Source organism: Segatella copri, assembly GCF_019127135.1.
Taxonomy (GTDB): domain Bacteria; phylum Bacteroidota; class Bacteroidia; order Bacteroidales; family Bacteroidaceae; genus Prevotella.
Genome location: NZ_JAHOEA010000191.1, coordinates 1 through 471 on the forward strand (window position 1 = coordinate 1; position 471 = coordinate 471).

Genomic DNA, 471 nt, shown 5'->3' on the forward strand with positions numbered 1-471 from the left:
AAGAGTCTCATCTCGCAGAAAGCGCTCAGAAACTGGCACAGATGGCAGAGGTTGAGACCTGTACGTAGGGTCTTGCTTAAAATAATCAAGCTCTATATCCTTTTATCATATAAAAACTAAAAAACAAAGATACAATGAAGATCAAGAACGATTTTAAACTCCGCGAGATTTGCGGTGAGTATGTGGTAACAGCCGAAGGTATGCAGGCTGTAGACTTTACCAAGTTGATAAGTCTCAATGAAACTGCTGCCTTTCTCTGGAAGGCGGCTGAGAAACAGGGCGAATTTACGGTAGCTTCGTTGGCTCAGGCATTATGCGATGAGTATGACGTAGTCATGGCTCAGGCAGAAAAAGACTGCCAGGCGATTATTGCCCAGTGGCAGAAAGAGGGACTGGTATGAGGAAGTATGCACTATGGTTTTTCCGCCAGATGTCTGCTGTCCGTGGACGTTTGCTCTTGCGCATCATTGC

The 471-nt window shown here is 45.4% G+C and carries 1 protein-coding gene; it reads left to right on the forward strand.

From position 1 onward, the window contains the following. Positions 1–134 precede the first annotated feature (134 nt). On the forward strand, positions 135–401 hold the full coding sequence (locus KSW37_RS15810; protein WP_217315406.1) for a PqqD family protein: 267 nt from the start codon (positions 135–137) through the stop codon (positions 399–401). The last annotated feature ends 70 nt before the right edge of the window (positions 402–471 follow it).